Annotated in this window: 21 protein-coding genes; 13 read left to right on the plus strand and 8 right to left on the minus strand. The window is 42.2% G+C overall.

All coding sequences use genetic code 11. The annotated features are described in order from the left end of the window. A partial coding sequence (locus tag GKO22_RS16580; RefSeq protein ID WP_206367881.1) for a hypothetical protein occupies nucleotides 1-242 on the minus strand: 242 nt, incomplete at its 3' end. Nucleotides 243-426: 184 nt separating this feature from the next. Here GKO22_RS16580 and GKO22_RS10735 point away from each other — a divergent pair. Next, a complete protein-coding gene (locus GKO22_RS10735) occupies nucleotides 427-981 on the plus strand; it encodes an outer membrane beta-barrel protein (RefSeq protein WP_166334939.1) in 555 nt (184 codons plus the stop codon). A gap of 197 nt (nucleotides 982-1,178) precedes the next feature. Then, complete coding sequence (locus GKO22_RS10740; protein WP_166334941.1) at nucleotides 1,179-2,108, plus strand: helix-turn-helix domain-containing protein; 930 nt, start codon at nucleotides 1,179-1,181, stop codon at nucleotides 2,106-2,108. A 96-nt stretch (nucleotides 2,109-2,204) separates the two neighbouring features. On the opposite strand, the gene GKO22_RS10745 is transcribed toward GKO22_RS10740, so the two are convergent. From GKO22_RS10745 to GKO22_RS10765, 5 genes are all read right to left on the minus strand, one after another. Next, nucleotides 2,205-4,583, minus strand: a complete 2,379-nt coding sequence (locus GKO22_RS10745) for an ABC transporter permease (protein ID WP_166334943.1) — start codon at nucleotides 4,581-4,583, stop codon at nucleotides 2,205-2,207. Between the two features lie 667 nt (nucleotides 4,584-5,250). Further along, on the minus strand, nucleotides 5,251-5,694 hold the full coding sequence (locus GKO22_RS10750; protein WP_166334945.1) for a PepSY-like domain-containing protein: 444 nt from the start codon (nucleotides 5,692-5,694) through the stop codon (nucleotides 5,251-5,253). Between the two features lie 15 nt (nucleotides 5,695-5,709). Next, a complete protein-coding gene (locus GKO22_RS10755) occupies nucleotides 5,710-6,156 on the minus strand; it encodes a PepSY-like domain-containing protein (RefSeq protein ID WP_166334947.1) in 447 nt (148 codons plus the stop codon). 59 nt (nucleotides 6,157-6,215) lie between these two features. Continuing rightward, on the minus strand, nucleotides 6,216-7,499 hold the full coding sequence (locus GKO22_RS10760) for a sensor histidine kinase (protein WP_166334949.1): 1,284 nt from the start codon (nucleotides 7,497-7,499) through the stop codon (nucleotides 6,216-6,218). 5 nt (nucleotides 7,500-7,504) lie between these two features. Beyond that, nucleotides 7,505-8,176: a response regulator transcription factor gene (locus GKO22_RS10765; RefSeq protein ID WP_166334951.1), complete on the minus strand. Its 672-nt coding sequence runs from the start codon at nucleotides 8,174-8,176 to the stop codon at nucleotides 7,505-7,507. Between the two features lie 212 nt (nucleotides 8,177-8,388). Between GKO22_RS10765 and GKO22_RS10770 the strand changes: the two genes are divergently transcribed. From GKO22_RS10770 to GKO22_RS10785, 4 genes are read left to right on the plus strand one after another with little or no spacing between them, the layout of a single operon-like run. Next, nucleotides 8,389-13,701, plus strand: coding sequence for a translocation/assembly module TamB domain-containing protein (locus GKO22_RS10770; protein WP_166334953.1), 5,313 nt, complete (start codon nucleotides 8,389-8,391; stop codon nucleotides 13,699-13,701). Next, complete coding sequence (tamL, locus tag GKO22_RS10775; protein WP_166334955.1) at nucleotides 13,691-15,976, plus strand: translocation and assembly module lipoprotein TamL; 2,286 nt, start codon at nucleotides 13,691-13,693, stop codon at nucleotides 15,974-15,976. Before GKO22_RS10770 ends, tamL begins: the two co-directional genes overlap by 11 nt. Nucleotides 15,977-16,034: 58 nt before the next feature. Further along, a complete protein-coding gene (locus GKO22_RS10780; RefSeq protein WP_166334957.1) occupies nucleotides 16,035-16,973 on the plus strand; it encodes a malate dehydrogenase in 939 nt (312 codons plus the stop codon). A gap of 36 nt (nucleotides 16,974-17,009) precedes the next feature. Further along, nucleotides 17,010-17,456, plus strand: a complete 447-nt coding sequence (locus tag GKO22_RS10785) for a retropepsin-like aspartic protease (RefSeq protein ID WP_166334959.1) — start codon at nucleotides 17,010-17,012, stop codon at nucleotides 17,454-17,456. A gap of 6 nt (nucleotides 17,457-17,462) precedes the next feature. On the opposite strand, the gene GKO22_RS10790 is transcribed toward GKO22_RS10785, so the two are convergent. Beyond that, nucleotides 17,463-18,686: an MFS transporter gene (locus GKO22_RS10790; protein ID WP_166334960.1), complete on the minus strand. Its 1,224-nt coding sequence runs from the start codon at nucleotides 18,684-18,686 to the stop codon at nucleotides 17,463-17,465. A 131-nt stretch (nucleotides 18,687-18,817) separates the two neighbouring features. On the opposite strand from GKO22_RS10790, the gene fsa reads away from it, so the two are divergent. The 4 genes from fsa (at nucleotide 18,818) to GKO22_RS10810 (ending at nucleotide 22,892) form a co-directional block, all read left to right on the plus strand. After that, nucleotides 18,818-19,477, plus strand: coding sequence for a fructose-6-phosphate aldolase (gene fsa / locus GKO22_RS10795; protein ID WP_166334962.1), 660 nt, complete (start codon nucleotides 18,818-18,820; stop codon nucleotides 19,475-19,477). Between the two features lie 91 nt (nucleotides 19,478-19,568). Beyond that, nucleotides 19,569-20,024: a Fur family transcriptional regulator gene (locus GKO22_RS10800; protein WP_166334964.1), complete on the plus strand. Its 456-nt coding sequence runs from the start codon at nucleotides 19,569-19,571 to the stop codon at nucleotides 20,022-20,024. A 424-nt stretch (nucleotides 20,025-20,448) separates the two neighbouring features. Then, a complete protein-coding gene (gene rnr / locus GKO22_RS10805) occupies nucleotides 20,449-22,578 on the plus strand; it encodes a ribonuclease R (protein ID WP_166334966.1) in 2,130 nt (709 codons plus the stop codon). Between the two features lie 35 nt (nucleotides 22,579-22,613). Continuing rightward, a complete protein-coding gene (locus tag GKO22_RS10810; RefSeq protein ID WP_166334967.1) occupies nucleotides 22,614-22,892 on the plus strand; it encodes a GNAT family N-acetyltransferase in 279 nt (92 codons plus the stop codon). Nucleotides 22,893-23,089: 197 nt separating this feature from the next. Here the strand turns inward: GKO22_RS10810 and GKO22_RS10815 are convergent, their stop codons facing one another. Beyond that, the gene (locus GKO22_RS10815) at nucleotides 23,090-23,497 is read right to left on the minus strand and encodes a hypothetical protein (protein ID WP_166334969.1); all 408 of its coding nucleotides are present in this window, start codon (nucleotides 23,495-23,497) and stop codon (nucleotides 23,090-23,092) included. 312 nt (nucleotides 23,498-23,809) lie between these two features. Here GKO22_RS10815 and rpsL point away from each other — a divergent pair, with 312 nt between their 5' ends. From rpsL to fusA, 3 genes are all read left to right on the plus strand, one after another. Further along, nucleotides 23,810-24,223, plus strand: a complete 414-nt coding sequence (gene rpsL / locus GKO22_RS10820; RefSeq protein WP_002993550.1) for a 30S ribosomal protein S12 — start codon at nucleotides 23,810-23,812, stop codon at nucleotides 24,221-24,223. A gap of 19 nt (nucleotides 24,224-24,242) precedes the next feature. After that, nucleotides 24,243-24,710, plus strand: coding sequence for a 30S ribosomal protein S7 (gene rpsG, locus GKO22_RS10825; RefSeq protein WP_066753031.1), 468 nt, complete (start codon nucleotides 24,243-24,245; stop codon nucleotides 24,708-24,710). A 132-nt stretch (nucleotides 24,711-24,842) separates the two neighbouring features. Further along, nucleotides 24,843-26,966, plus strand: a complete 2,124-nt coding sequence (fusA, locus tag GKO22_RS10830) for an elongation factor G (RefSeq protein ID WP_166334971.1) — start codon at nucleotides 24,843-24,845, stop codon at nucleotides 26,964-26,966. The last annotated feature ends 23 nt before the right edge of the window (nucleotides 26,967-26,989 follow it).

Raw genomic sequence — 26,989 nt, forward strand, 5'->3', positions numbered from 1 at the left:
CATCGAAAAATGAGGGATTTTTTGTGTTGTGAGGAGTCGAACAGAAGCGTTGGCCGGGGTTCGATTCTAGAAGGCTCAAGGTCGTGCGCGGGGTGCTGAGCGGCTGAGCCAATCCGGAACGCTCCGCACAAAAATCCTTCATCGAAAAATGAGGGATTTTTTGCGTTGTGAGGAGTCGAACAGAAGCCCTGCCACCATAAGGTCCCTACTGAATTTCCGCTCTGTTTATAGCCGTACTTCATCACCAATCTTGAGAAAAATGTTTATTAACCTCTTCTTATTGTAGAAACCGTAATTTTGGTTGTGGATGCCGTATTTTGGGTATTGATCGACCTTAACACTCCTCTTACTTTTGTGTCATCATGTAGCGCAATTCAATAAAGTCGCTACAGAAATTGTTTAAAAATTATATAAAAGTAAAATGTTATGAAAAAAAATGTATTAAAAATTGGTTTCGCTGCATTGTTGGGTTTATTTCTCTCTAATTCCTTATCAGCTCAGGAACGTGAAAAAGTACGTTTGAGCGTTGGGCCAGAGGTGACCCTTCCGGTAGGTAGTTTTTCTGATGCGTTTGACTGGAGCATAGGCGGTTCTATTCAAGCAGACTACGCTATATATAAAAATGATCTTTATGTAACGTTGAATGCCGGATACAACAACTATTTCGCTAAAGATTTCGCGGGTGTTTCTTTCAATGACCTACAGTTGATACCTGTAAAAGCGGGTCTGAAATATTTCGTTGCCAAAAATTTCTATGTGCACGGTGAGGCTGGGGCATCATTCGTGGCAAATAAAAACGATGTCGGCGCAACCAAATCTACAGCCTTTGTGTATGCGCCACAGATCGGATACCTCTTCCCAGTTGGCGGTAAAAATTACATCGACGCTGGTGTGCGTTTTGAAGGTACTACCAAGTTCACCGATCAAGGTGCATCCAATAATGTTTTGGGATTGCGCGTAGCATATAGTTTCGGTTTGTAAGAGCCATTTTATCCTATTTAATATTAGCGGCTCTTCCCATCATGGGGAGAGCCGTTTGTTTATCGATCAATTTCTGAAGTAAGCAAATCAGCTATCTCCTTTCACTAATCATTTTATATTTCTGTGACCAACCTCTTTTAACAATTGACTACTTTTGGATAAAAGTCAATTATCTGGTTTTAAGTCGGCGTCTAGCTATGAAAAATAATACATTATTTAGAATACCACGGTCTGAGAGAAATAACCGTAAAGACCTCGCCTCCACTCCTCAGGTGAGTTTACTTTCTTCTAGGTCGACCGTATTTTCAAACGATTCCTTTATGGTAGAATATCTTCGGGATGGCAAATCTACTATCACTGAAGACCCAGAAATGTATGTGCTGAGCATGGTTGTACAAGGCGGCGCCCTGATTGATGGCAATGATCTGTGGCTTGATATCAAAAGCGGCAGTCTGCTTTGCTCCGTGGGAGGACTGCGATTGAAAGAATGGACGGACGATTTTTCTTGTTTTGTCATCCATTTTAAGAAAGATTTTTTGGAAGAACTACTGGCATTTGCCCCTCCGATTGAACATACGATTGACTCCAAGTTTGGACAAACTTTTGTTTTTTTGGTGGCCGAGAATGCGAAAAAACAGATTATTAGGCTATTTGCCGATATCTATGAAGAATATTATAGTGGAAATTTTTTACGTTCAAGTATGCTAAAAGTGCTGTTGGTAGAGCTTGTGCTAAAAGTAGTTCGAGCCACCCAAATTGCACCAACCCAGATGGAACACATAAAATCGCGTAAGGAACTGTTGGTTCAGGATTTTCAGCAGCGTGTAGACAAGCACTTTCTGACTATCAGGCGAGTAAATCAGTACGCCTCCATGCTGTTTGTATCAGCAAAGCATCTTAGTGAAAGCGTTAAAGAAGTCTTGGGCGTCACAGCCTTGCAAATCATACACGACCGTATTTCCAAGGAAGCCGAATACTGGCTTTCCAATACGACACTTAGCGTGAAGGAAATCGCTTATAAGTTGAATTTTGACAATAGCTCACACTTTAGCAGATTCTTTAAGCGCTTTGCAGGCGTCAATCCTGGTCAATTTCAGCGTCACGTAAATGCAGTAGAATTGTGCTAAATGCATTATATATTATGATATCTTATTCATTAAGGAGATAATGCACAAAATCCCATCAGCAATGATGGGATTTTTCAATGCGCAGGCAAAGATCTATTACTCATTCCGCAAACTATCAACTGGCTTAGCAAGCGAAGCTTTAATAGACTGAAAACTGATCGTCACTAATGAAATGGCAATCGCGATAAAGCCTGCAATTAGAAAATAATACCATTGTATCTCGATACGGTAAGCATAATCTTTCAACCAGTTATTCATTGCCCACCATGCGATGGGTGATGCGATGACAATAGACAAGATAATCAACTTGATAAAATCCCGAGAAAGTAGCACTGTAATTTGTGTGACAGACGCCCCCAGCACTTTACGTACAGCGATTTCTTTCACGCGTGTTTCAGCCATATAGGCGATAAGAGCTAATAAACCCAAACAGGCAATAAAGATAGTCAGGCCGGCAAATAACATGGAGATGGTACCCACTGCTTGTGTTTCTTTGAATTTGTTTTCAAAAACCTTGTCAATGAAATGGTATAAAAATGGATAATCGGGATTATATTTTTTAAAAACGGCTTCGATCGCTTTCAGGCTTTCCGCGGTATTCTTGGCCGGATTTAGTCGATAGTGTATAATGTTAAACCATGCATCTGGGCCCAAAACTACGGTGGGTTCCTGTTTGCCAAACGGTGAACCGATCACAAAGTCTTTAATAACGCCAACTACCACACGCTTTTCTCCATCGCCCATAATTGTACTACCTACCGGATTTTCCAATCTGAGTGCTTGCACGGCAGATTCATTGAGTAGTACTGCTAGGCTATCGGTAGGAAATGTATTGATATCAATATCTCGTCCGGCCAATAGTTCAAAACCCAAGGTCTTCACCGCGTCGGCATCCGAACTAAAGCGTACATAGTTTATTCTTTTATCCGCTTCAGTTGAAGCATCTGATGTAAATCCCAGCCCGGAGCTCCATCGGTCGGTAATGGGAGACATATTTTTGGAGACAGACAAGACTGCGCCACTCGCTACCAGATCGTGACGAATCTGCTCATAGTGTCTATCTATCTCTCCTTCTATGTACGTATATGCTAGCCCATTTTCCTCATAGCCTCTATCTCGATCCTTCGTATATTGAATTTGCTTAGTGACAACCACTGTGGAGATCACCAGTATAATGGCTAAGGTAAATTGCAACACGACGAGCAAGGAACGGATACTAACGCCTTTGGTAGTGCCCTTAAACTTTCCTTTTAGTGTTGCGATAGGTGCAAATGCGGAAAGGAAAAATGCAGGATAAATACCCGCCAATACACCGGTAAACAAGGCAAATGCAACAAGAAACAGCCAAGTTGTAGGCGTCATAAATGAGATGGAAAGATCCTTCGAGACTAGTTGGTTAAAATAGGGAAGTTCGACGATCATGATGATTACCGCTAGAATCATCGCTAATAGACTGATAAGCATACTTTCAGAAAGGAACTGCATAATCAGGCTTTTCTTTCTTGCGCCTACTACTTTTCTGACGCCGACCTCCTTGGCGCGCAACTCCGATTTTGCGGTACTCAAATTCATGAAATTGATACATGCGACCAACAGTATAAATCCGCCTATCCAAGCAAAAAGTCGAACTAGATCAATACGTCCACTAGTGTACGCTCCTCCTTTACCATTATTATACAAATAATGATCTCGGTAAGGTGTTGCAAATATCTCCGATGTGTTTTTACTGAAGCTATTATTACTGTTAGTATGATCCCGAGCAAAGGTTTTTATTTTATCATTGAAATCGGCTAAGCGCACATTTACCTTCAACAAAATATACGTTATAATAGAGTTATTAGCCCAATTCTCATCGTAATAGCCGATTTTTTTAGCATAATCCCAAGATACTAAGGCTTCAAAATCAAAGCTAGAGTTTGCAGGCAGATCCTTCATAACGGCCTGCACTTGCACCTGATTGACAGAGTCAATCTTGATGATCTTACCAATAGGATCTTCCTCGCCGAAGAGCGCCTGCGCCTTCGACTCCGTCAACACGATAGAGGTCGGATCTTGCAGCAAACCGTCCTTTTCTCCCGCTATCAATGGAAAGTCAAATAGTTCAAAAAAACCAGGATCCACAAAAGTAGTGTGGGTTTTGATTTTTTTATCATGATAGGTCGTGAGAAAATGGTTTTCATCGCCATACCGAGAATACGACTCTACATCGGCAAACTCCGCTCCCATCGCTTCCCCCAAAATCTTTGGGGTACTAATCCAAGCGAATTGAGATCCTTGATAATCGTCTCTATTGCTGATGATATACAAGCGATCGTCTTTTTTATGGTAGCGATCCATGCTCAGCATATTCTGCAACCATAAGGCAATCATGAGACAGCCTGCCATACCGATCGCTAGCCCGATAATGTTAATAGCAGAAAATGCCTTATTCTTCTGGAGATTACGCAGGGCTATCGTGAAATAATTTCTAAGCATGGCTATTTTTTTGTTTTATATCAACGGATTGGAAGAGTTAAAAATAAACTATTTTCACGCATCGGCATCCGCTTCACAAAAATGATCAAGTTAATTGCCAAAATCATAAAATACTTATAATCAGAATATAAAATTATTTTAATTTGAAAACCTGTCCATTTACGAACATGTATTGTACGGGAATGAACAGTATTTCCGCGCGCAATCTGAAGAGACAGATACATGCTTAGTAAATATCATTACATGCCCTGTACTGTTCCAAGTAGAATTCGGAATAGCAAGATCGACTCTATAACTGTTTAAGGGTTTACTAAGAAACTTGTATAGCAATTATTGGAATAAGACACCACTTTAGATCGGGTATAGATCCGCGTTAGATAGGCATCTACTTAACCTTTTGTCCGATGTAAGTGTACTGATAATGTACTATATATGTACTATAGCACGCTTAGCACTAGGCAGTAAAAAGCTCCTGATTGGCAGAACTTACGTGAAGCAATAGTTAAGACTACTACGCCCCTTGCATAAACACACAAAAACCTTGGCTTGGCAGCCAAGGTTTTTGTGTGTCATATCAACGTATGTTCTCAATCTCTAGCCACAATGCTATCAAATCGAGAAGATTTTAAAGGCTTTCTATTTCCCAGGTAGTAAGCCAACAGATGAATTAATCCATCCGTTTAAAAGTACCGTTGGCATCGAAGACAAGATCAAACCCGTTAGTCAATTCAACGTCGAATTCATTTCTGTCTTTTTCGATACTCGCAATCTTTGCTTGTGGGTACTTTTCATTGACATAAGATACAATTGGTGCTAAGATAAAGGTTTCTGGAATTGCGGTATTATTGCTTCCGTCAACCTCTGTCCAATCACCGTTTTTATCAAAAACAATTTCAGTTCCGTCGCTCAAGTAAACTGTGTATTCCCGACCGGACAAACCTTCTTTTTCCTTTTTTACATGCGATACTTTTGCATTCGCAAAGTGTGTGGTCAAGAAAGTGTTGGCTGCAACAGGCAAATCTGCCGATTGAATCGTTTCCTCTTTGTCGCAAGATAGGAAAGCCACTGCCATTGTTAACAGAACCAAAGTGTTTAAGATTGCATTTTTCATTTGTGTAGTGTAGAGTTATTGTTGCTTAATTTTTATAAATTCTCCTTTGTTATTAAATTCTAGCTGTAGTCCGCTAGATATCGCTACGTGATATCTATGTTTATTTCTTTTCATCCTGACCACCTCCGTTCTCGGAAAGCTACGTGCTACGTAGGCCCGCACATTGGCGGGTATCAGATTGAGCGGAAGCGCGGCTCTTTTGCCATCCACCTCTTTCCAGTTGCCCGACTCATCAAATGCGATCCGTTTTCCATCTTTCAATATCACACGGTACACGTTACTTTCAAACCAAGATTGTACATCCTCGCTAACCGAGGCGACATCTATACGGGCGTAATGCGCATTTAAAAAGTCTTTCGCTTTTTGCGGCAATTTAGCAACGGAGCTATGCTTGTCCTGACCGGCTGCTCCGGTGGCATTAAGTACGAGTATCAGAAATCCAAAAAAAGAAATATGACGCATTCTCATGCTCTTTGCTAAATCTTATTAGGAACAAAGATGAGTGCGTATTTGGGAAAGATTTAGGAATTTGTAAAAGAAATTGAAAAAATATGAAAATTATTTTCAAAATGGTATGCTACTCCGCCTCCAGGCGTGATCTGTAGGATTGACCGCACCAAAGAAAGCCCTAAGCCGTTGGACTGCATACTATCCGAACCTTTATAAAAGCGATTAAAGATATAGCTCTCCGGTAAGGCTCCGAGATTAGTACTATTAGCAATCTGCCAGCTATTCGAATGAATGGAGATACGGATCGTACCATTAGATTCCGTATAACGTATCGCATTGCGAATGAGATTGGACAAAGCCATGGCTAATAGATCTCGATTGCCCTTTACGTGTAAAGTCGCGCTATACTCTACATCTACTTGAATTCCCTTATGCTCTGCAATATCTAGAAAGTTGTCGAGTAGCTCATCCGTCAAAGCATCTAAAGAAATAAGCTCGTTCTGCACAAACTGCCGATTCTCGATACGTGACAGAAACAACAGGGAACGATTGAGATCGATCAACCTTTTCAAAGAAACTTTGGTATCCGCTATCTTGGCCATCACCCCAGATAGCACATCTTCATCTTCCAATATCAAATCCAGCTTATTCACTGCAATAGCCAACGGTGTCTGCAATTCATGGGAAGCGTTCTCAATAAACAATTTCTGATCAGCAAACACAGCTGCATTTCGCGCTACCATCGATGTAATATGCTGATGTAGATTTTGGAACTCCAATACATTGGTATCTACTGGCGCAATGGCTGTCGTCTTCCCGACTTGATAATCGTTCAGATCTTTTAGTATTACCTTAAAAGGACGCAAAGCACGCGTGAAGATATATTCTTTGAGCAGATAAATGCTCAAGATCATCACAATATACAATACTAATAAGGCGGTAGATAGGTCAATAATTAAATCATCTCGCTCCACCGTAGATGCTCGAATTTCCAGTAAGTAGGTGTTCTTATCCGGACCGTAAAACATCGTCGTAAGTAATCGATATGGCTCGTCTTCGTCATCATAAGGCATATAAAAGAATTCATTCGAAAACCGATTCTTTTCGTCAAACACCGTATCGGCCAATGGGGTTATACGAAACTCATTGACACCATATTCGCGTAATTCCAGAATAGATGGATCTTCATACACGGCCCGTAAGATATTAATCTTTTGATTACGCAATCCATCGTCTGCATTATCGTATACCTCATCTAGTATATAGGCATAAAAAAGTAACGCCCAAACAGTCATAACTGCAAAAATGGCAATCATCACGTAGCGCATCGTATATTGTTTTATGGAAACAGCCATGATCGTTACACTAATTTATACCCGACACCATATACAGCTTGAATATCTACTTCGGCACCATAGTCACGCAGTTTTTTACGTAGATTCTTTATTTGCGAATAAATGAAGTTAAGGCTGTCTGCCTGATCTACCGCGTCGCCCCAGATGGATTCGGCTAGTAAGGACTTTTGCACGAGTTTCTCCGGTCGGATGATAAAGTAATACAGCACCTCAAACTCTTTGCGATTAAGTTGCAACACATTTCCATCGACTAATACACTACGATCATCCGGCACCATAACGACATTTTTGTAGATTACGCGATTATCAACGTGGTTATGATGTCTACGTACGGCCGATTTGATACGCGCCAGCAATTCAGCCAGATGAAAAGGTTTGGGCAGATAGTCATCTGCGCCCAGATTCAATCCTTCTACTTTATCATCAATAGATCCTTTAGCAGAAATAATCACCACCGGTGTACTATCGCCACGCTCTCGCAAGGATTGCAGCAATTGCATCCCACTACCACCGGGTAAGGTGATATCCAATAAAATGCATGCATATTGGTACAAAGATATTTTTTCCAATCCTTCCGAAAAATTGGCAGCAACTTCTAGAATGTAACCCTCTTTCGACAAGAACTCAACCATTACTTGTTGCAGCTCAATTTCATCTTCCACGATCAATATCTTCATAATCTGAATGCTAAGGCCAATATATTTCTTTTATTATGCAAAAAAAGGAACGACATTTGCACGAAACAAGTTTTCTGCAAAAATTATGCTGCAATTTCAGATTAGAGGTCTGAAGACTGCATAAATATTTTGAGGCATAACTTTAACACTGGGGCAAACATAACAGCTCACCAGGTGTTTCTAACGTAATATTAACGATATATACGCTCATTTTGAATAGATTTGGAAAAATCGCGCTGAAGACTCTCCTATGGATCATCGGTTCTGTTATCTTCTTAGCTCTACTAATTATTGTATTAATACGGATTCCTTCTGTACAGAATTTTGTAGTTGGTAAAGTGACCAATTATGTAGAAGGAAAGATCGGAACACCGGTACGTATAGGCTACATCAATATTGCTTTCCCCAAGAAGCTTGTATTAGAGAACATTTACATAGAAGACCAATCACAAGACACCTTGCTTTCGGGAGAAAAGATACTAGTAGACATCAATATGTGGCGCTTGCTAGATAACACCGTAGAGCTCCAAGAGCTGGAAGTAAAAGGAGTCACCGCAAAGATTAGTCGCACACTACCTGATAGTACATTCAATTTTGATTACATTGTCAATGCTTTTGCTTCACCAGAAACACAGCCCAAACAAGAAGAAACCGAATCAACGATGGTGTTTGATTTGGATAAAGTACTTTTTGAGCGCATCCGTTTAGTGTACGATGATCAAGTAATCGGAACAAACGCAGATCTGAACCTGCAACATTTTAGTACAAATATTAAGAAATTCGACCTCACAGGTGATATGGCATTTGCCATGTCGACCATTAACTTGGATGGTGTGCAGGCCAAAGTACGGCAATGGGCTGTAGCTAATAGTACAGACGCGCCAAGCGCGACAGACTTCGGCATCGAGACTGCCGACACCACCGCAACCGCAGCGATGCCTGCCCTAGATATCAAAACGATTAATCTCAGCAATATTCATATCAAGTACGATGATGAAGCTTCGGGCATGGATACGAAGTTTGACCTACGAAAACTTATCGCCAACATCGAGGAAATGGATCTCAATAAGGAGATCGTGCGTATCAAAGACGTCACTTTAGAAGAATCCGATTCCTATGTTTTATTTGGCAAAGTCGACGCTCCAGCGCCTGCCACTGCCGCACAAGACACAAGTGCCGTAGAAGCCCAGCCGATGAATTGGGTCGTGAGCTTAGGCAAATTGAATGTAGAGAAAACCAACTTCTGGTTCAAAGATGAAAACCAACCACGAACAAAGGGCTTGGACTTCTTCAACATGCGATTATCCAATTTTGAAACCGATCTGCAAGACCTCTATTATTCGGCAGATTCTATTTCTGGTTCGTTGAAGAACCTAACGGTAAAAGATCACTCCGGATTCTTCTTGAAGCAAGTAAAAGCAGATTTCGCCTACTATAACACGGGTGCACTAATTGAGAATTTGTACGTAGAAACCTCCAAAAGCTTGATTCGCGACTATGTGAAGGTGAGTTATCCTTCACTCGATGCTCTTTCGGAAGACTTAAGTAAAGTACAGATCGAAGCCAATATCAAGAAAAGTCATATCGACATGAGCGATCTGCGTTTCTTGGCTCCGGATCTGGAGAAAGAAGAAAGCATGAAACCGCTGTTGGCGCAGAAGTTTTACATTGACGGACGTGTACACGGATTTGTGAATGATTTATATATCCCAAATTTCGAATTCAAAACACTGGATAATACCCACATGCTCGCCAAAGCACATATAAAAGGCTTACCAGATATCGAGAAATTATATGTGGATCTAGATTTGCGAAAGTTCACCACAGGCCGAAGAGATATCGAGCGATTGGTTGCAAAATCGATGTTGCCAGACAGTATTCAACTGCCTAACTCTATAAGCTTATCAGGAAAATTCAAAGGCGGGATGACAGCTTTTGCGACCAATATGGATCTCATCACCGAGCAAGGCAATGCCAGTGTAAACGGAAATATGCGTATGGCACGGGACACGACCTATGATCTTCGGGTAGCCATCAATGATTTAAATATTGGTCAAATCTTGGGGCAAGATTCAGTACTGGGTATTATCGCTGCCGAAGCACATGTAAAAGGTACTGGCTTAGATCCTAAAACCATGCTGGCGCAGGTACAAGGAACGATAAACCGAGCTGATGCCATGGGCTACTCCTATCGTGATATCACGATGGATCTGGAAGCCAATCGTGGAGATATCCGCGGCAATATCAATAGCCCAGATCCTAACGTGCGATTTGATTTAGATCTGGACGCGAATATGCACGATACCTATCCACGACTTACGGCGACGTTGATGATTGACAGTGTGAATCTGCAAAATCTAAAACTGATGGACGATGATTTCCGTTATCACGGAAAGGTGGTGGCAGATTTTGAAACCTTGGATATCGACTATTTGAATGGTTCACTGAAAGTACTTAACTCCAACATAGCGCATAACGATGATCGCTATTATCTGGATACGCTTGCCTTAACCGCGTCCACTACTGCCGAAAGAAGCAGGATACTATTCAATTCCGAATTTTTAAATGCGCACTTGGTAGGTAATTACCGCCTATCCGAACTAGGAACTTCTATTCAGGATATTGTGCGTGTTTATTATAATCCAACCAACGTGGTCGATACGACTTCGTATTCACCACAGCGTTTTGAGTTTAGTGCCCGGGTCAATCACTCGCGCATCATTCGCGAACTCGTACCTGATCTAGAAGAGATGCGCGATATTACACTAGATGGTACGTTTGACAGCGAAACCAAGACCTTAATTGCGAAATTACTAGCACCAAAACTCATCTATTCTGGCACAGAAGTAGAAAATGTCGGGGCTGATATCATTACCGTGGATAGCACGTTATATTATAATGCCTTGATCAATAGAATTGGTGTGAGCAGCATCGAATTGATCAACACCATCATTAGTGGTGATGTGGCCGATAATAATCTCAACTTTGGTTTGTGGATACGGGACAAAGAAAGCAAACCACAGTACCACCTAGGTGCCAAAATGACGGCAGACAATAACAACTACATCTTGAGCATGCTAGAGGATGGCTTGATGCTGAATTATGATACCTGGAATGTGCGGCCTAACAACCAGATTGCATTTGGTGATGCGGGCATATTGGTACGCGATTTTGTCTTGAGCCAAGCAGGCCAAGAACTATCCATACAGTCACAAGATTCTACTTATAACTCGCCTATTGCCTTAAATTTTGATAATTTCCGCATCGAAACTATTAGTAGAATGGTCGATTCCGAATCGCTAGATATCGGAGGCGGCATCAACGGTACTGCTACGGTATCCCGCTTAGAGAGCAGTCCTGTATTTGTTTCCGACCTTATAATCAATGCTTTCAGTTTTGCGAAACAAGAAGTGGGTGATATCAGCATCAAAGTGAATAACGAGACGCAGAACACTTTTGCAGCAGATGTTGCGATCACAGGCAATGGCAATGAGGTACAGTTATTAGGTACCTTTATGTCTCCGCCAGAAGGTGATGCTCAAATCAATGCAAGCCTGGAGCTAAAACCGATGATGATGAAAACGCTGGAAGCGTTTAGTCTGGGTAACCTGAAAGATACCGAAGGAAATATATCTGGTAAGATCGACATTGCCGGCACCACCGCAGCACCTCGTATCACCGGCGGACTCACATTCAACAACAGTAAAATGAATGTGGCGATGTTAAATTCAACGATGTTGATTAATAACCAAACCATTTCATTCAACAACCAAGGGGTACAATTCAAACAGTTTGAAATACGTGACGCGAAAAATAATACGGCTCGTATCAATGGTACCGTGCAAACTAAAGACTACAGCGACTTTGCTTTCAATCTAAGCCTCAATATGGACGATTTCGAAGCCATGAATTCGACGATGGAAGACAATGATATGTTTTACGGAAAAATGTATCTCACTACCAATCTCAAAGTGACGGGCGATATGAACAGCCCGCGCGTAGATGGTAGTATTCGAGTGAACGACAATACAGACTTTTACTTTGTCGTACCAAACGAAAATCCGGGTGTAGCCGAGCGTGACGGTGTGGTGAAGTTTGTAGATCGTAGCGATAGCACGAGTAGAAATATATTTGCACGACTAGATTCGCTGACTACTGCACCAACCGCGTTGACTGGGATGGATATCAGCTTGAAGTTGCAGACCGATCCAGAAGCTCGTTTCACAGTGGTATTAGATCCCGGCACCAAGGATGAATTGCATATTCAAGGTGTAGCTAACCTTACTGCAGCGATCGATGCTAGTGAAAAAATCACGATGTCTGGTACGTACACCATCGAAAAAGGTGATTATACCGTGCCACTTGGCCCACTTTCACGTCAGTTTACTTTCCAAAAAGGGAGCGTCATTACGTGGGGTGGAGATCCATTGGATGCGAATATGAATATCACCGCGGTATATCGTAATCGATTCCCTACCTTGGAGTTAGTGCAATCGCAAGTACAGCTACAATCACAGAATTTATATCGCCAGCGTATTCCATTCAATGTATTACTAAAACTATCGGGAGCTCTCTTTACACCAGATTTATCATTCGATATTCAACTGGATGAAAATACTTCTATGGTTCCACAAGATGTGACCAACAACGTGAATATCGCATTGGCCAATATGCGCAACGATCCAGCAGAGCTGAACAAACAAGTGTTTTCTTTGATTGCACTCGGTCGATTTATGGCAGCGAATCCTTTTGAAAGTTTATCTGGTGGTGGCGGTGTCGAGGGCATGGCGAGAAGCACCGTAAGTAACTTCTTGACAGGACAATTGAACAATTTAACGTCCGATTTGATTCGCGGGGTTGACATAGATTTCAACCTACAATCAGAGCAAGATTATCTAACAGGAAGTGCACAAAATCGTACCGATCTGAACGTCGGTATATCACGAGCTTTATTTGATGATCGGATCAAAGTAACTGTCGGCTCGAACTTTGAGGTGGAAGGCAATAGCCGTCCAGGAGAGAAAGCTTCTAATATCGCCGGAGACGTATCCATCGAAGGTCGTATTTCGCCTGATGGTCGCTATATCGGCCGCGTATTCCGCAAAAATCAATATCAACCTACACTGCAAGGTCAATTCGTAGAAACAGGTATTGGCTTGGTGGCCAACATCACTTACGATAAATTCAGAGAGATCTTCATGAGCTCTCGCGCTATAGACAATTATTACAATAGCGATAGCAAGAATTTCCGTAGACGATTTGATGTCGAGCGAATGGATACCGATTCGGTATACCGCGATAGCGTACGCCACGTGATACAAGATAGCTTAGCACGGCATCAAGCTAGAAGAGGTCGTGGCCAAGATTCTACGGCACGCAAACCCGAAGCTAGACGCGATAGCCTAAGTGTAAATGGCGTGACCAACTTCAATGCAAGACCACGTACCAAACAAGATTCAGTAAGAAGAAAAGAAAATACCGCCATAAGAAATGAGGAAGAAGAAAGGGAGTCTAATGAAAAGTAATCACTTTATATTTGCTGGTGCACTGCTTTTAATAATAGCAAGCTGCAACACCACGAAGCATATCGCGGATGGGGAACATCTTTTCGAAGAAGCGACCGTAAATATTAAAAATGACACCCTAGACAAAGACCGTAAGAAACTTTTCGAAAGCCGGTTACAAAGCTTTGTACGCCCAGAACCGACTTCTAACTTTAAAGTAGCCTTGTGGAACATGGGCGGTGGACCGGATACCACGGTTGGCTTCATCAAACGATGGATCAAAAAGCAGGGTAAGCCACCCGTCTTATTGAGCGAAGTAAATCAAGAATACAATGAAAACTTACTGCGCAATCGTTTAGAAAATTTCGGTTTCTTTCAAGCCAACGTAACCTCCGATACCATCATTGACGGCAAGAAAGCCACCGTACAATTTGATGCCGTTGCAGGCCCAGGTTATAAAATCAAAGATGTCGTATTCGATGTAGATACGACCAAAACTTGGGGGCAGGACATCGCAAGCACGCAAGGAAATACCTTACTACGCCGCGGCAACAATTATAATCTCGACGTCGTTATTAGCGAGCGCGAGCGGATTGATGTCGACATGAAGAACAAAGGTTACTATTACTTCAATGCCGATCACTTGCTCTTGGACGTAGATAGTACCGTGGGTACGCATCAGGTCGACATGTACATGACGGTCAAGCCAGAAACGCCGGAGCGCGCTAAAGAACCACAAAAGATTGGTAAAATAGTGGTTTTTCCCAATTACACACAATCCGCGGATGGTTATACGCGACGTATTCCTAGAGGAACCGAGGCCTACGAGGGGGAGTACTACATCCATGATCCCGACAATAAATTTAGAAAGAAAGTACTCGCTAATCACCTGTTCTTCCACAAAGGCGAAATGTATAATAGGGAAGATCATAATATGACGATCAATCATTTGGTCAATATGAATACCTTTCAATTCGTGAAAAATGACTTTGTGGATAGTAAGGATTCAGCGAATACGATGGATGTGTATTATTACCTTACGCCAATGAAACCTCGCACGCTACGTACAGAGTTAATCGCCAAAACAGCGACCGTATACGACGGTATCGAGGGAAATATAAACTGGAGTCTCAAAAATGCTTTTAAAGGATTTGAAACACTTACGTTAACCGCTTTTGCAGGATTTGAAACCCAAAGAGGTGGTGGAGTGGCCTTAAACTCCAATTACATTCGCTACGGTGCTGAAGCGTCGATCAGTTGGCCGCGCTTGCTATCGCCGTACAAATGGGCACCTTCGCGCAAATACATTCCCCGTACCTTTGCCAGCGTACGGTACGAGTTTCTAGATCGCCGTACTGCCTATACGCTCAACTCTATGACGTTTAACTTTGGTTATTCTTGGAAAGAGAACGAACGTAAAGTGCACGATCTTACCGTAGCCGAAATCATCTATGCACAACCACGAAATGTGACACAAGCTTATCGCGAACAGATAGTGCAGTTCCCGACATTGGGACATATTATCGAACCGCAGTTTTCTTTTGGTCCAAATTACGTATTTACTTTCCAGAACAATATGGAGGATCGTACGCACACCTATTTTGTGCGTAGTGCCTTGAATACGTCGGGTAATGTGCTAGGCTTGATTCAAGGAGCGGATGCATCATCAGATAGTCCTGAATTCTTATTTGGCACGCGCTATGCGCAATTCGTACGGGGTGAAGCTGACTTCAGACATTATTGGAAATTAAGTCCAAAATCTACTTTTGTGACCCGAGCCATGATTGGCGCCAGTCACTCGTATGGCAACTCCATTCAACTTCCTTATTTGAAGCAATTCTTCTCCGGTGGACCAAATGGTATGCGTGCTTTCAGAGCCCGCTCTGTCGGTCCAGGTTTAACGAATTTGGCAGACTTGGGCATCGATGAATTCTTTGCCGATCAAACCGGTGATTTTAAGCTAGAGCTCAATGCGGAATACCGTGGAACCATTTCTGGCATGTTCAAGTGGGCGGGTTTTGTCGATGCCGGCAACGTGTGGCTGCAGCGACCAGATGCGAGTAGACCAGGTGCAGAATTGACCACCAAATTCTACGAGCAATTAGCTGTTGGTGGCGGTTTAGGTCTGCGCGTTGATATCGACTTCTTAGTGATCCGTACCGACTTTGCTATTCCATTCCGCTTACCGTACGTACAGGAAAGTAATGGCTGGGTATTCAACCAGATCGACTTTGGCGATCGTGAATGGCGACGCAGAAACCTTGTCTTCAACTTAGCGATTGGTTATCCATTCTAAGAGTCGCATGTTTAGGTTATTTTTTGTAGCTTTAAATGAATCAATAATCCACTAAGACATGAAAGTAACTGTAGTTGGTGCAGGAGCCGTAGGTGCGACTACTGCTGATAATATTATCCGAAGAAACATTGCCGAAGAAGTGATTTTGCTAGACATCAAAGAGGGCTTTGCTGAGGGCAAAGCGCAGGATATGTCGCAGACAGCAGCATTGTTAGGCTTCGAATCAAAGATCACCGGCGTGACAAACGATTACAGTACTACAGCTGGCTCGTCGGTGGCTGTTATTACCTCTGGTATTCCACGCAAACCGGGCATGACAAGGGAGGAACTAATTGGCACCAACGCGAACATCGTAAAGACTGTCGTAGAAAATTTAGTCAAGCATTCTCCAGATATTATCATACTAATTGTTTCCAATCCGATGGATACGATGACTTATTTGGCGTTGAAGAGCAGTGGACTGCCTAAAAATAGAATTATTGGTATGGGTGGCGCGCTGGATTCTGCCCGTTTCAAATATCAGATTGGACAAAAATTAAACGCTGCCGCAACAGATCTAAATGCGATCGTCATCGGCGGACACGGCGATACCACCATGATTCCATTGATCCAGCATGCGACTTGGAATAGTGTACGTATCAGTGAACTCTTATCCGATGAAGAGCAAGCGGACATTATCCAAAAAACCATGGTTGGCGGAGCTACGTTGACGAGTTTAATTGGTACTTCTGCTTGGTATGCTCCCGGTGCTGCTGCTGCCGCAATGGTAGAGAGCATTGTACGCAATCAAGGAAAACTATTTACCGCTTCCGTTTATCTAGAAGGCGAATACGGACACGAAGATATCGCACTAGGCGTACCAGTCATCATCAACAATAAAGGCTGGGATCGTATCGTGCCGATGTCGCTATCAGAAGATGAAAAAGAGCTATTGAGTAAAAGTGCTGATGCGGTTCGCAAGATGAATCAGGTGCTATCGGACGAGGGCATCATTTAACAGCAAATACGTCGATTCGCTTAATCACCACAATACATGACGAAAATACCATTGGAAATCATCCAATTACAACCGGATGGTTTCCATACCCTTGTAGAGATACAACTTTTAAACAAGACCTTTAAAATGGTCGTGGACACAGGCGCTTCTAAAACCGTGTTAGACAAAACGACCCTGTTAGAATCTGGAATAGCTGAATCCCAACTAAACCTTACTGACGTACTATCTACCGGGCTAGGAACGAATGCTATGGAAAGCTTTTTTGTCCACATTCCATCAGTCAAAATCGGCGAATGGCAGATCAAAAAGTTCGATTTTGCGGTATTAGATCTAAGTTCAATCAACTACGCTTACCGTAAAATGAATTTGGAGCCTGTTATAGGCGTTTTAGGCGGTGATATCTTACATACCTATGGTGCGGTGATCAATTACAAAACAGCCACCTTACAGCTCACCAATCGCAAGCGAAAGCTCAACAAGTAACCACTGCTAAATCTTTTTGAAAAGCCGGCGCTTGATATGCAGACGGAGATATAAATAAAATCCTAAGGAAATCAAGACCGCACAACTTCCCATGATGTATAACGTTGTTTTAAGCCCGGCCACTTGCGCTACACTCCCGATCAATAGGCTACCGATGGGATAAATACCTTGAAACGCCATAATGTAATATGACATAGCTCGTGCGCGGTATGCCGGCACAGCATGCGTTTGGATATAGGTATTAATGGAAGAATTTTGCATCATCATACCAAATGCCACACAGGCGGTGAATGCTAATGCCGAAGGAAGATAATGGGCATAGGCCAATAGTAAAAGAGCAATGCCCATTATACCAGCAGAGAACATGACTCGATAACGCAAATTCTCACCAGACTTGAGCCGAGCCATATTCACGGCGCCGATCATAGCGCCGAGTCCGGCCATGCTTTCAAACCAAGAAAATGTAGCCTCATCTCCCTGAAAAAGTTCTCGCGCTACCGCAGGAAGTAAGGAAGTATAGGGAATTACCAATAAGCTTGAACAGGTCAATACGATCACCAACGAGGCAATATGTGGAGATCTTTTGAGATAATGAAATCCTTCGACCAATCCGCGCCACGTACTTTCCTTTATACTCGTCACTGGTCTCTCGGTTACATTCATCAACATCAAACAAATGATAACCGGAATAAAACTCAAAAAATTCACCCCGAAACACACCAATTCTCCGTACGTACTGAGTAGAATACCTCCAATAGCAGGCCCCACCATCCTAGCCGCATTGAAAATAGAGGAATTTAGTGCAATGGCATTGGGCAAATCCTTTTTGTCATCCACCAAGGAAACCATAAGCGATTGCCGACCAAGTACATCAAATGCGTTGACTACGCCTTGCATAAAACCCAAAACCGACAGTAGCAACACCGATTCGAGACCCAGATAAACCAATAACGTCAATAGCCCAGCCTGCAACATGAGACCAAACTGCGTCTTGCGCACAAGACCATATTTCTTCCGTTTATCGATAAAGGATCCAATGAATGGAGAAAGGAAAAGCGAGGGCGATAATGAAATAAAGGAAACAAAACCCAACCAGAAAACCGAATTGGTAATGGAATACACCATCCAACTAATGGCTACCCGTTGCATCCAAGTACCCATCAGCGAAATTGCCTGTCCGATAACATGTAATCTAAAATTGGGATACTGTAGCGATCTAAAAATATTCATCGATCAAGATAAGCTTCGAATTTAAGAATAACCGTTTACTCTTTGTGTTTTTTATAGTTAACTTTGGAACAACTGACGCGAGTGTTAGTTTTTACCAATAGTATAATACACTAAAAATCAATACATCGAATATGAAGTTTTTTATCGACACGGCAAATCTGGAGCAGATCAAAGAAGCACAGGATTTGGGCGTATTAGATGGGGTAACCACCAACCCGAGCCTGATGGCCAAAGAAGGTATTTCTGGACAGGAAAACATCTTGAATCACTACCGAGCAATTTGCGATATTGTAGATGGAGATGTAAGTGCAGAAGTGATCGCGACGACCTACAACGAGATGATCGAAGAAGGGGAAGCATTAGCTGCCTTGAATGCTAAAATCGTGGTCAAAGTACCGATGATCAAAGACGGTGTAAAGGCGATCAAATACTTCTCAAGTAAAGGAATCAAAACCAACTGTACGCTGGTATTTTCAGCTGGTCAAGCATTACTTGCAGCGAAGGCTGGAGCGACGTATGTCTCACCATTTATCGGTCGTCTGGACGACATCTCGGTAGACGGTTTGGCACTGATCGAAGAGATCCGTTTGATCTATGACAACTACGCATTCGAGACTCAAATCTTGGCTGCATCGGTACGTCACAGTGCGCACATTTTAGGCTGTGCTAAGTTGGGCGCAGACGTGATGACTGGACCTCTTTCAGCGATGCTTTCGTTGTTGAAACACCCACTTACAGATAGTGGACTTACACAGTTTTTGGCAGACTACAACAAGGCTGCTGGCAAATAATTTTGAGCCGATTTCAGGGCGCTGTAAAACCGTTGTCATATCCTATGGCAACGGTTTTTTTTTGACTTTATAATCCGTACTTTTATACCGTATGAAAGAAGATCAAAAAGGACTGGTAGAGGCGAACGATTTGGTGCGTTTTAAAAACTTACTTCGAGAAAATAAGTTGAAAGTGACCCAGCCAAGACTTCGTGTTTTGGAAATCATATCAGCAAAAGATAGCGCCATATCCCAGCCAGAATTAGAAAAACTGTTGGGCAAGGAAACTGACAGAGTGACGCTATACCGAATCCTGGCCAGCTTCGAAGAGAAGGGTATTTTACACAAAGTATTTGACTTGCATGGTACGGCAACCTACGCGACCTGCTCGCACCATTGCTCGGAACACAAACACGAAGACCAACACATTCACTTCATTTGCTCATCTTGCAACAGCGTCATTTGTCTTGAAGAAATCTCCATTCCAAACATCCGCGTTCCAAAGAATTTCGCGCTGCAATCGGTCGCTGTAAATGCGGTCGGGCTTTGCGACAAGTGTCAGTCATAGATCAACAGTCAAACCAAATCAAACCGCTAAAAATAATACTATTTCGAGCTGATAAAAATTTAGCAAATAAAAAATAACACACTGATATCAAACAATTTGAATACTTACATCGAATCAAAAAATTCACATAAATACTTTTAGCAAAGCCATCAAATATTGATGGCTTTTTCAATTATTCACTCTATTCGGTCTAAAAGCACTTTTAAATCACTTTTATTTTAGCATTTAAATAAATGTAAACCTGTTAATCAGATACATAAATAAGCTAAAATAAAATTATACTTTACGAATAGCAGAATCAGTATCACCCCTACCCCACCACCTTGTATATGCCGCAAAAAAAGAGTATCTTCGAGTATATACGAATCAGTTCACTTGCTCAAATAAACAGCAACAAAACTGTTCTCATAATTCGACACAAACGATGAAGAATAAAACAGACAAAATCTACAAAGATGTTTTCGTAAAACTAATCGTAGAGATCTTTGAAAAAGGTAATAACAAACCACTCAACTATAAACAAGTAAGCGCTAAACTAAAGCTCGACGACGAAGAAGCAAAAGAAGCTATACGAGACATTCTGTCAGACAATTCCAAAAATGGTTTATTCGTATCGCACGACCGCGGCAAGTACAAATTAAAATCAATCAAGGTTTATATTACAGGAAAAGTAGACATGACTGCCGACGGATCGGCCTTCATCGTTCCTGAAGATTCAGCAGATGGAGACATCTTTGTTGCCCCTCGAAAATTGCGCCAAGCGCTCCATGGAGACATCGTAAAAGTCCACGTTTTTGAACGCAAAGGCGGACGTAAAAAAGAGGGCGAAGTAGTCGAAATTATACAACGCGCGAAGACCGATTTTACCGGCACAATTGACATCACCGGAAGCTTTGCATTCTTCGTAGCAGACGACCGAAAAATGCACCACGACATCTTCATTCCGCTGGACAATTTGAATGGCGCGAAGAACGGCGAAAAGGTACTGGTCTCGATTTTAGAATGGCCACGAAGTGCGAAGAATCCGATCGGAATCGTGAAGAATGTTTTGGGTAAAAAAGGAGAGAATAACACCGAGATGAATGCGATCTTGGCGGACTTCGGATTCCCCCTAAACTTCCCCAATGAAGTGGAAGAAGAATCGAAAAATATCGCCACCCAAATCACCGCCGAAGAGATCTCCAAGAGACGTGATTTCAGAGCTGTCACGACCTTCACGATTGACCCCTTAGACGCCAAAGATTTTGATGATGCGATCTCCTTTGAACAACTGGAAAATGGCAACTATGAGATCGGTGTACACATCGCCGATGTGTCGCATTATGTAATCCCAGATTCACCGCTAGACAAAGAAGCATTTGATCGTGGAACATCCGTTTATTTAGTAGATCGCGTAATCCCAATGTTGCCCGAGCGCTTGTCCAACAACCTCTGCTCACTCCGACCAAAAGAAGACAAACTTTGCTTCTCCGCCGTCTTTGAATTAAACGATCAAGCGCAGATTCAAAACGAATGGTTTGGCCGCACTGTGATTCATTCCGATCGCCGCTTCACTTATGAGGAAGCGCAAGAAGTGATCGAGAACAAATCGGGAGATTTTGCCGACGAAATTTTAAAGCTCAACGAGCTCGCATACATTCTGCGTGAAAAGAAATTCAAGAGTGGCGCGATCAGCTTCGAATCCGAAGAAGTAAAATTCCACCTTGACGAAAACGGCAAGCCAACCGGCGTATATACCAAAGTGCGTAAGGATGCACACAAGCTGATCGAAGATTTTATGCTGTTAGCGAACAGACGCGTAGCGGAATTCATCGGTAAACGCGGAAAAGGAAAAAACAAACCGACCTTTGTCTATCGCTTCCACGATGTACCGAAACCCGACGCTTTGGCTTCCTTCTCGCAGTTCGCCTCAAGATTTGGTCATAAAATGAATACCCGCACGGATAAAGAAACCGCCAAATCGCTCAATGCGCTGATGACGAAGATCGAAGGACAAAAAGAGCAAAACATATTGACCTCCTTAGCCGTGCGTTCCATGGCGAAGGCGATCTATACGACCAAACATACTTCGCATTACGGATTAGCTTTCGATTATTATACGCACTTCACCTCGCCTATCCGCCGATATCCCGATGTGATGGTACATCGTTTATTACAATTCTATTTAGATGGTGGCGAGCAGGTGAATCCAGAGCATTACGAGAAATTGTGCGAGCATAGCTCGCAAATGGAAAAGAAAGCAGCAGAAGCAGAACGCGCATCCATCAAATACAAACAAGCCGAATTCTTGCAAGATCAGATCGGCGTAGAATATACCGGATTAATCTCTGGCGTGACTGAATGGGGCATGTATGTAGAAATCGAAGAAAATAAGTGTGAAGGGATGATTCGCCTACGAGATATCAATGATGATTTCTACACATTGGATGAAAAGAATTATGCGATCATCGGCCAACGAAAGAAAAAAGTCTACCAACTGGGCGACGAGGTGCAAATCAAAGTCAAGAAAGTAGATCTAGAGAAACGTCAAATTGATTTTACCCTAGTGAGCTAGGGTAAAATCGAAAGTGCATTTAAAAAGTTAACATCATGCAGGTAGAACAGGTAAATCACGACAATAAAGGTTATTTCAAAGCCACAGAAGATAACAAAGAAGCAGGGCGAATGACTTATTCTTGGGCCGGCGACAGCCGCATTATTATCGATCACACCGAAGTAAACCCCGACTTCAAGGGTAAGAACGTTGGTAAAACGATATTAATGGAGATTGTAAATTTTGCGAGAGAGAAAAACATTAAAATCTTGCCGCTTTGTCCTTTCGCCAAAAGCGTATTCGACAAGGTCGAAGAGATTCGGGATGTCTTATAGCCTAGCTACTCGTCTTCACGAGGAGGTACGACGACCGCCGAAGGCTGCTCCGAAGGAAACTGATCTATCTTTATCTAAGTATATAAAGTTTAGATTGCCACACCTTCGTTCCTCAGGTTAGCAAAGACGTGGCCATTACAGAAAAAAAGCGCCAGAACTGATGTTCTGGCGCTTTTTGCAATCTATACAGAAGATTATTATTGCTTAGTACCTTCAAACGTATAAAAAATATCACCCGCCTTAGTTTCTTCACCTTGACATAGAAGTGTTCTGTTTGTTACATCATATAAAAAGGTTCCTTCCGGAGACACACCCGAAGTCTGGATGGATAGATCCATATTATTAATCACGCGGAACTCTTTAACAGGTAGATTTAATGACTTATCTGAAACCTCTGCTCTTAAGACACCATCTGAAGATTTCGTAACGACAAGTGTTTTATCAAACATTTTATCCACACCAGCTAACTTAATTGACCCATTGTACGTACCGACAGCCGCATCAATGCTTCCACCAGTTTGAGGATTATCATCATCCTTAGAACATCCAACAAATGCAAATGTTACCAACGCCAATACAATGGCAGCTACCCACTTATTTTTCATAGTTTTAAAAGTAAATTATTAATGTTTTCAATAGTTATTGTGCATTTGGCAAAATACATGCCATAGACATGCGAAATTAGCAAAATATTTCATATGATATTGCTACTAACTAGAAAACCTTAATTGATACTGGAAGCGCTAAGCCCCCCATCACTAAAATGCTGCTATTTGACAATACACCCAGAGAATAGCAAAAAATGATAAAAACACAGCAACTATTTATATCTAACTATTTAATATTCAAAAGGGAATAAGTATCTTTGCGGACTTTAAAAATTAATTTTAAACGAATTAAAAAACTAGAACAGGTAAATGCCTACTATTCAACAATTAGTTAGAAAAGGTAGAGTAGCTCTGGTTGACAAGAGTAAGTCACCAGCGTTGGACTCATGTCCACAGCGAAGAGGTGTATGTACACGTGTATATACTACTACCCCTAAAAAACCAAACTCAGCAATGCGTAAAGTTGCGCGTGTACGTCTTACAAATGGTAAAGAGGTGAATGCCTACATTCCAGGAGAAGGCCACAACTTGCAAGAGCACTCTATCGTGTTAATCCGCGGTGGTCGTGTGAAAGATTTACCAGGTGTACGTTACCACATCATCCGTGGTGCATTGGATACATCAGGTGTAGCCGGTCGTAACCAACGTCGTTCTAAATACGGAACAAAACGTCCTAAACCAGGACAAGCAGCAGCAGCTCCTGCTAAAGGCAAAAAGAAATAATTAAACGGAGGAAAATAAAATGAGAAAGTCAAAACCAAAAAAGAGAATCATTTTACCTGATCCGAAGTTTAATGACGTTCAGGTAACGCGTTTCGTAAACAACATGATGTTCGATGGTAAAAAATCTATCGCATATTCTATCTTTTACGATGCAGTAGAATTAGTAGAGTCAAAAACTCAAGAGAACGGTCTTGAAGCTTGGAAAAAAGCATTGAACAATGTGATGCCTGCCGTAGAGGTAAAATCGCGTCGTGTAGGTGGTGCTAACTTTCAGGTTCCTATGGAAGTTCGTCCAGATCGTAAAATCGCTTTGGGTATGAAATGGTTAATTTCTTATGCTCGCAAACGTGGTGAAAAAACTATGTTCGAAAAATTAGCAGGAGAAATCATTTCAGCTTCTAAAGGTGAAGGTGCAGCTGTGAAGAAGAAAGAAGATACGCATAAAATGGCGGAAGCTAACAAAGCGTTCTCACACTTCAGATTCTAATCGTGAAAACAACCAGAATCTAATAAGGCATACGCCGGCTTTGACATCCCGCAAGGGTTTGACAAAGCCGGTGTACTTATTTAAAAACATTGAACAAAATACAGGCATTAAGCCTATCGCTTTAAAATTATTATGGCAAGAGATTTAAGATTAACTAGAAATATCGGTATCGCTGCCCACATCGATGCTGGTAAGACTACAACGACAGAGCGTATCCTTTACTACTCTGGCGTAAACCACAAAATCGGTGAGGTTCACGAAGGTGCATCTACCATGGACTGGATGGAGCAAGAAGCAGAGCGTGGTATCACGATCACTTCAGCAGCTACTACAGTTTTCTGGAACTACCGCGACAAAAAATACCAAGTAAACGTAATTGATACTCCAGGACACGTGGATTTTACCGTAGAGGTAAACCGTTCTTTGCGTGTATTAGACGGATTGGTATTCTTATTCTCCGCAGTAGACGGAGTAGAGCCACAGTCGGAGACTAACTGGCGCTTGGCAGATAACTACAAAGTACCACGTATTGGTTTCGTAAACAAAATGGACCGTTCTGGTGCTGACTTCTTGAAAGTAGTTGGCCAAGTAAAATCAATGCTAGGTTCTGAAGCAGTTGCTTTGCAATTGCCAATCGGTGCCGAAGACACTTTCACAGGCGTTGTTGATTTGATCAATAACCGTGGTATCGTATGGAATGAGCACGATAAAGGAATGACCTTTACCGAAGTGCCTATCCCAGAAGATATGCTAGAAGAAGTAGCTGAATACCGCGAAAAATTACTAGAAGCAGTAGCTGGATATGATGAGACATTGATGGAGAAATTCTTCGAAGATCCTAATTCATTGACAGAGCGTGAAATCTTGAACGCTTTACGTGCAGCTGTATTAGATAACTCTATCGTACCGATGGTATGTGGTTCATCTTTCAAAAACAAAGGTGTACAAACTATGCTTGACTTGGTGATGGAATTATTGCCTTCGCCAATGGATTCAGAAGGTGTAAGAGGTACTCACCCTGACACTGGCGCTGAATTGTTGCGTAAACCAGACGTAAATGAGCCTTTCGCGGCTTTAGGATTTAAAATCGCGACTGACCCATTCGTAGGTCGTTTGTGTTTCATCCGTGCATACTCTGGTAAATTAGATGCTGGTTCTTACGTATTGAACACGCGTTCTGGTAACAAAGAACGTATCTCTCGTATCTTCCAAATGCACGCTAACAAGCAAAACCCGATCCCTTTCATCGAGGCTGGTGATATCGGTGCAGTAGTTGGTTTCAAAGACATCAAAACAGGTGATACACTTTGTGAAGAGAAACACCCAATCGTATTGGAGTCGATGAACTTCCCTGAGCCAGTTATCGGTTTAGCTATCGAGCCTAAAACACAAGCGGACATGGATCGTTTGGGTATTGGTCTTGGTAAATTAGCTGAAGAGGATCCTACATTCGTGGTAAAAACGGACGAAGATACTGGTCAAACAGTAATTTCTGGTATGGGTGAGCTTCACTTGGAGATCTTGATCGACCGTTTGAAACGTGAGTTCAAAGTAGAAGTAAACCAAGGTGCTCCTCAAGTTTCTTACAAAGAGTCTATCAACGGTACTACTGAGCACCGTGAGGTATTCAAGAAACAATCAGGTGGTCGTGGTAAATTTGCAGACATTAAAGTGGTTATCTCTCCTGCAGATGAAGATCACGATTTGTCTAAATCTCCACTTCAATTCGTAAATGAGATCGTTGGTGGTAAAATCCCTAAAGAATTTATCCCTTCTGTTCAGAAAGGTTTTGAAACTTCCATGACAAACGGTGTATTGGCTGGATATCCATTATCTGGTATGAAAGTTCGTTTGATTGATGGTTCATTCCACGCAGTCGATTCAGATTCACTATCTTTCGAGTTAGCTGGTCGTCAAGCATACCGTGAGGCATTGCCAAAATGTTCTCCAGTATTGATGGAGCCAATCATGAAAATCGAGGTGTTGACTCCAGAAGAGAATATGGGTGATGTAATGGGTGACTTGAACCGTCGTCGCGGTCAGATGCAAGGTCTTGACTCTCGTAACGGTGCTCAAGTAATCAAAGCTTTGGTTCCACTTTCTGAGATGTTTGGTTACGTGACTCAATTGCGTACGATTACTTCTGGACGTGCAACTTCTACGATGGAGTTCGATCACTATGCAGAAGCGCCTCGTAACGTAATGGAAGATGTTATCGCGAAAGCAAAAGGTAAACTTAAAGGTACTGAAGATTAATTCAATCCTTAACAATAAACCGA

Origin of the sequence: Sphingobacterium chungjuense (assembly GCF_011316935.1) — a bacterium.
Taxonomy (GTDB): domain Bacteria; phylum Bacteroidota; class Bacteroidia; order Sphingobacteriales; family Sphingobacteriaceae; genus Sphingobacterium; species Sphingobacterium chungjuense.

What these genes read in the sequence shown, in the direction of transcription:
- rpsG (WP_066753031.1), top strand. Translation starts at nt 24,243, where the DNA reads ATGAGAAAGTCAAAACCAAAAAAGAGAATCATTTTACCTGATCCGAAG.
- GKO22_RS10755 (WP_166334947.1), bottom strand. Translation starts at nt 6,156, where the DNA reads ATGCGTCATATTTCTTTTTTTGGATTTCTGATACTCGTACTTAATGCC.
- GKO22_RS10760 (WP_166334949.1), bottom strand. Translation starts at nt 7,499, where the DNA reads ATGGCTGTTTCCATAAAACAATATACGATGCGCTACGTGATGATTGCC.
- GKO22_RS10765 (WP_166334951.1), bottom strand. Translation starts at nt 8,176, where the DNA reads ATGAAGATATTGATCGTGGAAGATGAAATTGAGCTGCAACAAGTAATG.
- GKO22_RS10735 (WP_166334939.1), top strand. Translation starts at nt 427, where the DNA reads ATGAAAAAAAATGTATTAAAAATTGGTTTCGCTGCATTGTTGGGTTTA.
- rpsL (WP_002993550.1), top strand. Translation starts at nt 23,810, where the DNA reads ATGCCTACTATTCAACAATTAGTTAGAAAAGGTAGAGTAGCTCTGGTT.
- GKO22_RS10790 (WP_166334960.1), bottom strand. Translation starts at nt 18,686, where the DNA reads ATGAATATTTTTAGATCGCTACAGTATCCCAATTTTAGATTACATGTT.
- GKO22_RS10740 (WP_166334941.1), top strand. Translation starts at nt 1,179, where the DNA reads ATGAAAAATAATACATTATTTAGAATACCACGGTCTGAGAGAAATAAC.
- GKO22_RS10800 (WP_166334964.1), top strand. Translation starts at nt 19,569, where the DNA reads ATGAAAGAAGATCAAAAAGGACTGGTAGAGGCGAACGATTTGGTGCGT.
- GKO22_RS10750 (WP_166334945.1), bottom strand. Translation starts at nt 5,694, where the DNA reads ATGAAAAATGCAATCTTAAACACTTTGGTTCTGTTAACAATGGCAGTG.
- tamL (WP_166334955.1), top strand. Translation starts at nt 13,691, where the DNA reads ATGAAAAGTAATCACTTTATATTTGCTGGTGCACTGCTTTTAATAATA.
- GKO22_RS10810 (WP_166334967.1), top strand. Translation starts at nt 22,614, where the DNA reads ATGCAGGTAGAACAGGTAAATCACGACAATAAAGGTTATTTCAAAGCC.
- GKO22_RS10815 (WP_166334969.1), bottom strand. Translation starts at nt 23,497, where the DNA reads ATGAAAAATAAGTGGGTAGCTGCCATTGTATTGGCGTTGGTAACATTT.
- GKO22_RS10745 (WP_166334943.1), bottom strand. Translation starts at nt 4,583, where the DNA reads ATGCTTAGAAATTATTTCACGATAGCCCTGCGTAATCTCCAGAAGAAT.
- GKO22_RS10780 (WP_166334957.1), top strand. Translation starts at nt 16,035, where the DNA reads ATGAAAGTAACTGTAGTTGGTGCAGGAGCCGTAGGTGCGACTACTGCT.
- fusA (WP_166334971.1), top strand. Translation starts at nt 24,843, where the DNA reads ATGGCAAGAGATTTAAGATTAACTAGAAATATCGGTATCGCTGCCCAC.
- fsa (WP_166334962.1), top strand. Translation starts at nt 18,818, where the DNA reads ATGAAGTTTTTTATCGACACGGCAAATCTGGAGCAGATCAAAGAAGCA.
- GKO22_RS10785 (WP_166334959.1), top strand. Translation starts at nt 17,010, where the DNA reads ATGACGAAAATACCATTGGAAATCATCCAATTACAACCGGATGGTTTC.
- rnr (WP_166334966.1), top strand. Translation starts at nt 20,449, where the DNA reads ATGAAGAATAAAACAGACAAAATCTACAAAGATGTTTTCGTAAAACTA.